At 71.4% G+C, this 7737-nt stretch carries 4 protein-coding genes; 3 read left to right on the top strand and 1 reads right to left on the bottom strand.

Going from position 1 to position 7737, the window contains the following annotated elements; all coding sequences use genetic code 11:
* Positions 1 to 67: 67 nt before the first annotated feature.
* A complete protein-coding gene (locus tag VA603_RS12395) occupies positions 68 to 3406 on the top strand; it encodes an ankyrin repeat domain-containing protein (RefSeq protein ID WP_323439030.1) in 3339 nt (1112 codons plus the stop codon).
* 205 nt (positions 3407 to 3611) lie between these two features.
* On the opposite strand, the gene VA603_RS12390 is transcribed toward VA603_RS12395, so the two are convergent.
* A complete protein-coding gene (locus VA603_RS12390; protein WP_323439029.1) occupies positions 3612 to 5420 on the bottom strand; it encodes a monovalent cation:proton antiporter-2 (CPA2) family protein in 1809 nt (602 codons plus the stop codon).
* Between the two features lie 322 nt (positions 5421 to 5742).
* Between VA603_RS12390 and mgtE the strand changes: the two genes are divergently transcribed.
* Complete coding sequence (mgtE, locus tag VA603_RS12385; RefSeq protein WP_132863815.1) at positions 5743 to 7113, top strand: magnesium transporter; 1371 nt, start codon at positions 5743 to 5745, stop codon at positions 7111 to 7113.
* Between the two features lie 145 nt (positions 7114 to 7258).
* On the top strand, positions 7259 to 7737 hold a 479-nt coding region (locus VA603_RS12380), incomplete at its 3' end, for a CoA-binding protein (protein WP_323439028.1).

The raw sequence follows: 7737 nt of genomic DNA, 5'->3' as shown, positions 1-7737 counted from the left end.
GGTTTCCACCTGCAGCTCCCGCCGCAACCGCTGGCACCGGTGAAGATCGCCCGCATCGACGGCCGCGATGACTGAAACCCTGCGTACCCGCGCGGTCGCGGTCGCCTTGGCGATCGGTGTGGTGCTGACCCTGCTCACCGGCTTCGGTGGCGTGGCCGCGGCACTTTGCGGCGTGCTGGCACAGCCGGCTTACGCGCTGGCGGTGTCCTGGTGGCGGCGCAGCCGCACCGTGGCGCCGTCGCTGGCCCTGTTCAAGCGTGAACTGCCCGGCCTGCTCGGCCTGTGGGCCGGTGGCGCGGCGATGGTCGCGGTGCTGGTGTCCTGGCCGCTGGCGGCGCTGCATGACAGCGGCAGCCTGGCCGCGGTGCTGGCGCTGAGCGTGGCGGTCAGCGTGGCGGTGCTGGCGCTGTGGCGCACCTGGCCGTTGTGGCACGCGATGGAGCGCGAGGACAGCTCGCTGCGCACGCAGTGGAACGCCCTGGCCGGGCGCGGCCTGGATTCCTGGCAGGGGCTGGGCGCGGCGACGATCCTGGTGGTGCTGTGCGCGGCCATCGTCGCACTGGCCTGGCCGGGCCTGCTGCCGACCTCCCTGCGTTGGCCGCTGGCCATCGCCAGCGCGGTGCTGGCACCGCTGCTGCACCACCTGCTGCAGGCCATGCAGGTCGCATCGCCGGCCGCCGTGGCCGAGGCACGGGTGGAACGGCGCACCGACGTCGAGCTGTTCGCCGAGGCCGCCGCCACGCCGGCACCGCTGGAACCGATCGCCCAGGACGAGCTGGTCCCGCAGCTGTTCGATGCCGCCCGTGGCGGCCGCGTCGACCGCGCGCTGCAGCTGCTGGATGCCGGTGCCGACCCGCACGCCGAGCCGCCGGCCGAGTCGCGCGACCAGCGCAGCCTGGTGGTGCTGGCCGCGGTACTGCCGGACCTGCGCCTGCTGCGTGCGCTGATCAGCCGCGGCGTCGGCGTCAACCAGAGCCATCGTGGCATGACCCCGCTGCTGGCAGCGACCCGCGACAGCTGGCACGGCCGTCCCGAGGCGGTGATGACGCTGTTGGCCAACGGCGCCGACCCGCGCGCCACCGATGCCGAGGGCAACACCCCGCTGCACCATGCCGCGCGCAGCTCGGACCCGGGCGTAGCCGCGCTGCTGCGCGATGCCGCCGCCGAGATCGACGCGCTGAACAACGATGGCCACAGCCCGCTGGCGGTGGCCTGCCAGTCAGGCAACTGGCGCCTGGCCAAGTTCCTGCTGGAGCGCGGTGCCAAGGTCGAGCCGGTCGATGGCGTGCCGGTGCTGGTCGCCGCCGCGGCCACCGATGACGACGACCCGGCCGGCGTGCAGCTGCTGCTCAAGCACAAGGCGCGGCTGGACGCGCGCGACCGCCAGCGCCGCAGTGCGCTGCACGAGTCGGCGCTGGCCGGCCATGTCGATATCGTCGAAACCCTGCTCAACGCCGGCGCCAACGTCGAGCCGCGTGATGCCAACGGCCGCACGCCCTGGCTGGACGCGGCCTCGCAGGGCCATGCCGGGGTACTGGAACGCCTGCTCGCCCACCAGCCCGACGTCAATGCGGTCGATGGCGACGGCAGCAACGCGGTGCTGTTGGCCTGTCGCGCCGAACACGTGTCCGCGGCGCTGGTCCGGCGCCTGCTGGACCTGGGCATTGCCGCCGACGTGGCCGGCAATGATGGACGCCGTGCCATCGACCATGCCGCCGCCGCCGGCCGCTGGAGCATCGTCTCGCTGCTGGACCCCAGCTACCCGTTGCCGGCCGCGGTCAGCGATGCCGCCGCCTCCGGCGACGCCAGCCAGGGCGAGGTGTCGCCGGTGCTCAACGACCGCGCGCCGTTGGCGCTGCTGCGCGAGGCGTTGGTGTTCGGCAACGTCGACGGCATGGCGCCGCTGGCCAAGCTGTGTTCGGCCGACGAACTGGGCGGCCTGCTGCATGACCCGGAGCTGGTGCTGCAACCGCGCGTGGTGGATTGGCTGCTGGGTGCCGGTGCGCGCCCGGACGTGCTCGACGCCAGCGGCGACACGCCGATGTTCGCGTTGCTTTCGCGCGGCGTGGACGCGGTGCCGACCCTGCAGGTGCTGCTCAGGCACGGGGTCTCGCCGGCCGGTCGCGGTGGCCTGACCCGCCTGCTCGCGGCCTGCGTGCAGCATGACCACGCCTCGCGTGGCACCGAACAATTCGCCGTGGAACTGCTGGAGCGCGGTGCCGACCCGTTCGGCGCGTCGCCGGCCGGTGACCCGGCGCTGTCCCTGGCCGTGCGCCTGGGCTGGCTGAAGCTGCAGCTGTGGCTGCTGGCCAACGGCGTGGACCGCGAAGCCCGTGACAGCCACGGCATGACCGCCCTGCACCTGGCCACCGCGCTGGCACGCGAGGCCTCGCTGAAGCAGCTGCTGCTGCAGGGTGCCTCGCCGGATGCGCGTGCCGCCGATGGCCAGACCCCGCTGGGCGTGGCGCTGTCCAGCGGCCGCCGTGACCTGGCCGACTGGCTGGACTGGCGCGGCTGGGCCTTGCCGCTGCGCGCGCTGCGCGAGGCCGACGTGCCGGCCGCGGCGATGGCCGGCGATGCCGATGCCGTGCGCCGCCTGATCAACCTGGGGTTCGCGGTCGACGCCGTCGATGCGCAGGGCTGCACCGGCCTGCTGCGCGCGGCCGGCGGTGGCCACGCGGCGGTGGTCGACCTGCTGCTGGCACGCGGGGCCGACCCGCAGCATGCCGCGGCCAGTGGTGCGACGCCGCTGTCGGCGGCGGTGAGCATGCGCCAGACCGCCATCGTCACTGCGCTGCTGGCGGCCGGTGCCAAGCTGGAACATCGCCTGCCCGGTGGCGTGACGGTGCTGATGCTGGCCGCCGCGCTGGGCCTGCCGGACATCGTCGCGCGGCTGCTGACCGCCGGTGCCGACGTGCATGCCGGCGACGACCAGCAGTTGGCGCCGCTGCACTGCGCGGCGCTGTATGGCTTCACCTCGCGCGACCGCACCCGCCTGCTGGCCCTGCTGGACACGCTGCTGCTGGCCGGCGCCGAGCCGGACCAGGCCTCGGCTGGCACGGTCACGCCGCTGCTGCTGCTGTTGGGTGCGCGCGCCGAACCGGGTACTGCCTGCGACGAGCACGTGGTGCTGGCCGCGGTCGAGCGCCTGCTCGACGAGGACGTGGCGCTGGACGTGCGCGACCCGCGCGGCTTCGGCCCGCTGCACCTGGCCGCGCTGCATGGCCTGCCGCTGCTGGTGCAGCGCCTGCTGCGTGCCGGCGCGGATCCGGACATGCGCGATGCGATCAACCGCAGCCCGCGCGACATCGCGATCATGCGCGGTTTCGTCGACGTGGCCGGTGAGTTCGAGCCGGCGGTGCCGGGCGTCTCGTCGATGGCGCGGTTCCTGCGCGATCGCGGCTGAGGCGCGTGGTGTCCTGCAACGAAAAGCCCGGCGTGATGCCGGGCTTTTTGTTTGCGCGGTGAAGCGCGGACCCCTCCCCAACCCTCCCCTGCTGCGCAAGGGAGGGCAGAAGCGGGCGTGCCGCGATCTGACCGTTCAGGCAGAACCGCCCCCTCCCTTTGCCGCAGGCAAGGGAAGGGCCGGGGAGGGGTAAGGCCGTCGGTCGTTACTCGCCGTTGCCTTCGCGCTTGACCTCCGCTTCCTCCACGTCCGCCTCGAACAGGTGCATCAGGTCGGCACGCGCATCGCGCGAGGTCTGCATCACCGCGGCCTCGTCGTCGTAGACCAGGTGCTGGGCCTTGAGCAGTTGCTCGTCGTGTTCGCGGAAGCGCTGCACGTGCGCCTGGGCCACATGCGCCGGAATGCCCAGCGCGGTCAGCACGCGCTCGCTGGCTTCCAGGCTGGAGCCGAACACTTCGCGGAACGGTTCGGCCGACATGTCCATCAGCTTCCACGCATGCTGGCGGTTGCGCGCGCGGGCCAGGATCTTGGCATCGGGGTACAGGCGCCGCACCAGCCGCACCGCGCGCAGGTTGGTGTCCGGGTCGTCCATGGCCATCACGAACACGCGGATGTGCTCGGCACCGGCCGAGCGCAGCAGGTCCGGCCGGGTCGGGTCGCCGTAGTACAGCTGGCTGCCGAAGCGGCGCATGTCTTCCACCGTGTCCGGGTCGGCCTCCAGCGCCACGTAGGGAATGCGCTGGGCGGTGAGCAGGCGCGCCACGATCTGGCCGAAGCGGCCCATGCCGGCGATCATCACCTGCGGACGCTGTGCGCCGGCCTCCTTGAGCGTTTCGTCCGGGGCCCGCTCGGGCGCGGCATGCGCCGGCTTGAGCTGCAGCACACGCTGCAGGGCCAGCAACAGCAGCGGCGTGATCGCCATCGACAGGCTGACGATGGCCACCAGCCGGTCATGGTTGATGCGCCCCAGCAGCAGGGCGCGCTCGGCTTCGTTGAACACCACGAAGGCGAATTCACCGCCCAGCCACAGCACGCTGCCCAGCAGCAGGGCGCTGCGCAGCGACATGCGCGCGGCCAGGCCCAGCCCCACCAGGATCGAGAACTTCACCGCCAGCAGGATGGCCACGCCGGCGGCGATCACCTCCGGTTCGGCGGCGACCCGCTTCAGGTCGATGCCCATGCCCACGGCGATGAAGAACAGGCCCAGCAGCAGGCCCTTGAACGGCTCGATCTGCGCTTCGATCTCGTGGCGGAACTCCGAGTCGGCCAGCAGCACGCCGGCGACGAAGGCGCCCAGGCTGGCGCTCAGGCCGGCTTCGGTCATCAGCCACGCGGTGCCCAGCACCACCAGCAGGGCCGTAGCGGTGAACACCTCGGGCATACGCGTGCGCGCCACCACCGCGAACAACCGCCGCAGCACCGGCCGGCCCAGCACGATCACCGCCGCCAGCACGCCCAGCGCGATGGCCGCGTCCTGCCAGGTGAGGGTTTCGTTCTTGACCCCGCCCAGCAGCGGGATCGCCGCCAGCAACGGGATCGCGATCAGGTCCTGGAACAGCAGGATGGCGAAGCCGAAGCGGCCATAATCACTGTTCAGCGCCTTGTGCTCGGACAACAGCTGCAGGCCCACCGCGGTGGAGGACAGCGCCAGCGCGGTGCCGACCACCAGCGCGCTCTTCCAGTGGAAGTGGTACATCAGCAACAGGCCGCCGAGCACGCTGGCGCTGAGCAGCACCTGCACCGTGCCGCCGCCGAACACCGGCTTGCGCATCACCATCAGGCGCGAGGGCGAGAGCTCCAGGCCGATCAGGAACAGCAGCATCACCACGCCGATCTCGGCGGCGTTGAGGATGCGGTCGGCGTCCTGCACGAAGCCCAGCACGTGCGGGCCCAGCACCACGCCGGCCGCAAGGTAGCCCAGCACGGCACCGAGTCCGAACTTCTTGAAGATGGGCACCGCCACCACTGCGGCCAGCAGCAGTACCAGCGCGAGTTCGAGACCGCCGCCATGCATGAAGTGGAGCTCCTTGAGGTAAGACCGGGCCGGCCGCCCGAGTGGGCCGGCCGCTGCGTTCATTATGGGGGCTGCCCCGTCAACGAAAAGGAATGCGCGCGCAATGCACTGTCGCCGGTACCCGCGCGCGGGGTTGACCCGGGCGGCCAACAGGCACAGACTCGCGCCGCTGCGGCAGGCCCGCAGCACCTTCCCGGAGTCCAACCCATGTCCAGCGACAGTCGAAGTCGATCTCGATCGACGCCAGCGGTGACGAACGCCTGAGTGGGGTGATTCGCCGTTGCTGGCGTTGCGTGATCGCAATGCATACAGGCGAATCCACATGAACCAGAAGCAGCTCCTGCGCCCGGTGGCCGACGCGGCCACCCTGAGTGCACCCCTTGCCGACTTCAACACCGCCGATGCGGTGGAATACCTCAACACCCTGGGCCTGCCGCAGGCGGCCGACACCCTGGCCGCATTGCCGGTGCCACGTGCGGTCAAGCTGCTGGAGGCCCCCGAGCTGCAGCATGCCGGCGAGCTGATCGCCGCGCTGCCGCCGGCCCGCGCCGCGGCCCTGCTGGGGCTGATGGCCGACGACCGCGCCACCGACATCGTCCACGAGCTGGACGCCGCCGAGCGTGCACGGCTGATTCCGCTGCTGGCGCCGGAGGCGCGGCAGTCGATCCAGTTGCTGCTGAGCTACCCGCCGAACACCGCCGGCGCCTTGATGACGACCGAGTTCGTCGGCGTGCCGGCCGACTGGAGCGTGGCCCAGACCCTGCAGCACATCCGACAGGTCGAGCGCAGCCGCGAGACCGTGTACGCGATCTACGTGCTGGACCCGCTCACCCGCCAGTTGCGGCAGGTGGTGACCATGCGCCGGTTGATCACCGGTGCGCCGGAGGATTCGATCCTGGACGTGGCCCAGGTCAACCCGCCGGTCACGGTGGGCCCGCTGCTGGACCAGGAGGAAGTCGCGCAGCTGATCCGCCGGCACGACCTGCTGGCGATCCCGGTGGTCGATGCGCAGCTGCAGATGCTGGGCATCGTCACCGTCGACGACATCCTGGATGCGTTGATCGACGAGTCCACCGAGGACGTGCACAAGTTCGGCGGCGTGGAGGCGCTGGACAAGCCGTACATGCAGATCGGCTTCTTCGAGATGCTGCGCAAGCGCGCCGGCTGGCTGAGCGTGCTGTTCCTCGGCGAGATGCTGACCGCCAGCGCCATGCAGCACTACGAGGATGAACTGGCGCGTGCGGTGGTGCTGACCCTGTTCATCCCGCTGATCATGAGTTCCGGCGGCAATTCCGGCTCGCAGGCGACCTCGTTGCTGATCCGTTCGCTGGCCCTGCGCGAGCTGCGCCTGCGCGACTGGTGGAGGGTGGCGCTGCGCGAGCTGCCGACCGGTATGGTGCTGGGCGGCATCCTCGGGGTGCTGGCGATCGTGCGCATCACCGTCTGGCAGCTGGCCGGCCTGCATGACTACGGCGCGCACTGGGTGCTGCTGGCGGTGACCATCGGCGCCGCGCTGGTGGGCATCGTCACCTTTGGTTCGCTGTCCGGCTCGATGCTGCCGTTCGTGCTCAAGCGGCTGGGCTTCGACCCGGCCAGCGCCTCGGCGCCGTTCGTGGCCACGCTGGTGGACGTGACCGGCCTGGTCATCTATTTCAGCATCGCGGCGATGATCCTCGGCGGCACGCTGCTGTAGCCGGTAGTGCCGGGCCGTGCCCGGCAGGGCTTCACGCCAGAGCGCAGCAGGGCTGTGCTCTGGCGCTCATCGGCACTTGATCCAAAGCAAGCCAGACCACCTCCGGGCCGTGTACCTTTGCCCGGTACCCGCAACAGGCACCGTGATGAGCACCTACCACCTGCAGACCGTGTTCCGTCCCCGTTCGGTGGCCGTCGTCGGTGGCAGTCCGCGCGAGCGCTCGGCCGGGCGCGCGGTCATCCGCAACCTCAAGGCGGCGGCCTTCGCCGGGCAGATCGGCTGGGTGAATCCGCGCCATGCCGAGATCGATGGCATGCGCACGGTCAAGCGGCTCAAGGACCTGCCCTGGATCCCGGACCTGGTGGTGATCACCGCGCCGGCCAGCATCGTGCCGCAGGTGGTGGCGCAGGCCGCCGAACGCGGCGTGGCCGCGGCCATCATCCTCACCGCCGGGCTCGGCCAGGGCCCGGGCTCCTTGGCCGCGCAGGTCGAGGCCGCGGCACGGCCCAAGGGCATGCGCGTGCTCGGCCCGCACTGCCTGGGCGTGATTGCCCCGCATGCGCGGCTCAATGCCAGCATCGCCGCGCATACACCGCAGGCCGGCGACCTGGCGCTGATCTCCGA

The sequence above is a fragment of the Stenotrophomonas capsici genome, from assembly GCF_034961085.1.
Lineage (GTDB): Bacteria > Pseudomonadota > Gammaproteobacteria > Xanthomonadales > Xanthomonadaceae > Stenotrophomonas > Stenotrophomonas capsici.
The sequence above is the reverse complement of the archived record's forward strand: the minus strand, read 5'-3'. Positions and strand labels throughout refer to the sequence as shown.

Bases quoted from the DNA above. Each gene is read 5' to 3' on its own strand.
- VA603_RS12395 (WP_323439030.1), top strand. From the start codon at position 68: ATGACTGAAACCCTGCGTACCCGCGCGGTCGCGGTCGCCTTGGCGATC.
- VA603_RS12390 (WP_323439029.1), bottom strand. From the start codon at position 5,420: ATGCATGGCGGCGGTCTCGAACTCGCGCTGGTACTGCTGCTGGCCGCA.
- mgtE (WP_132863815.1), top strand. From the start codon at position 5,743: ATGAACCAGAAGCAGCTCCTGCGCCCGGTGGCCGACGCGGCCACCCTG.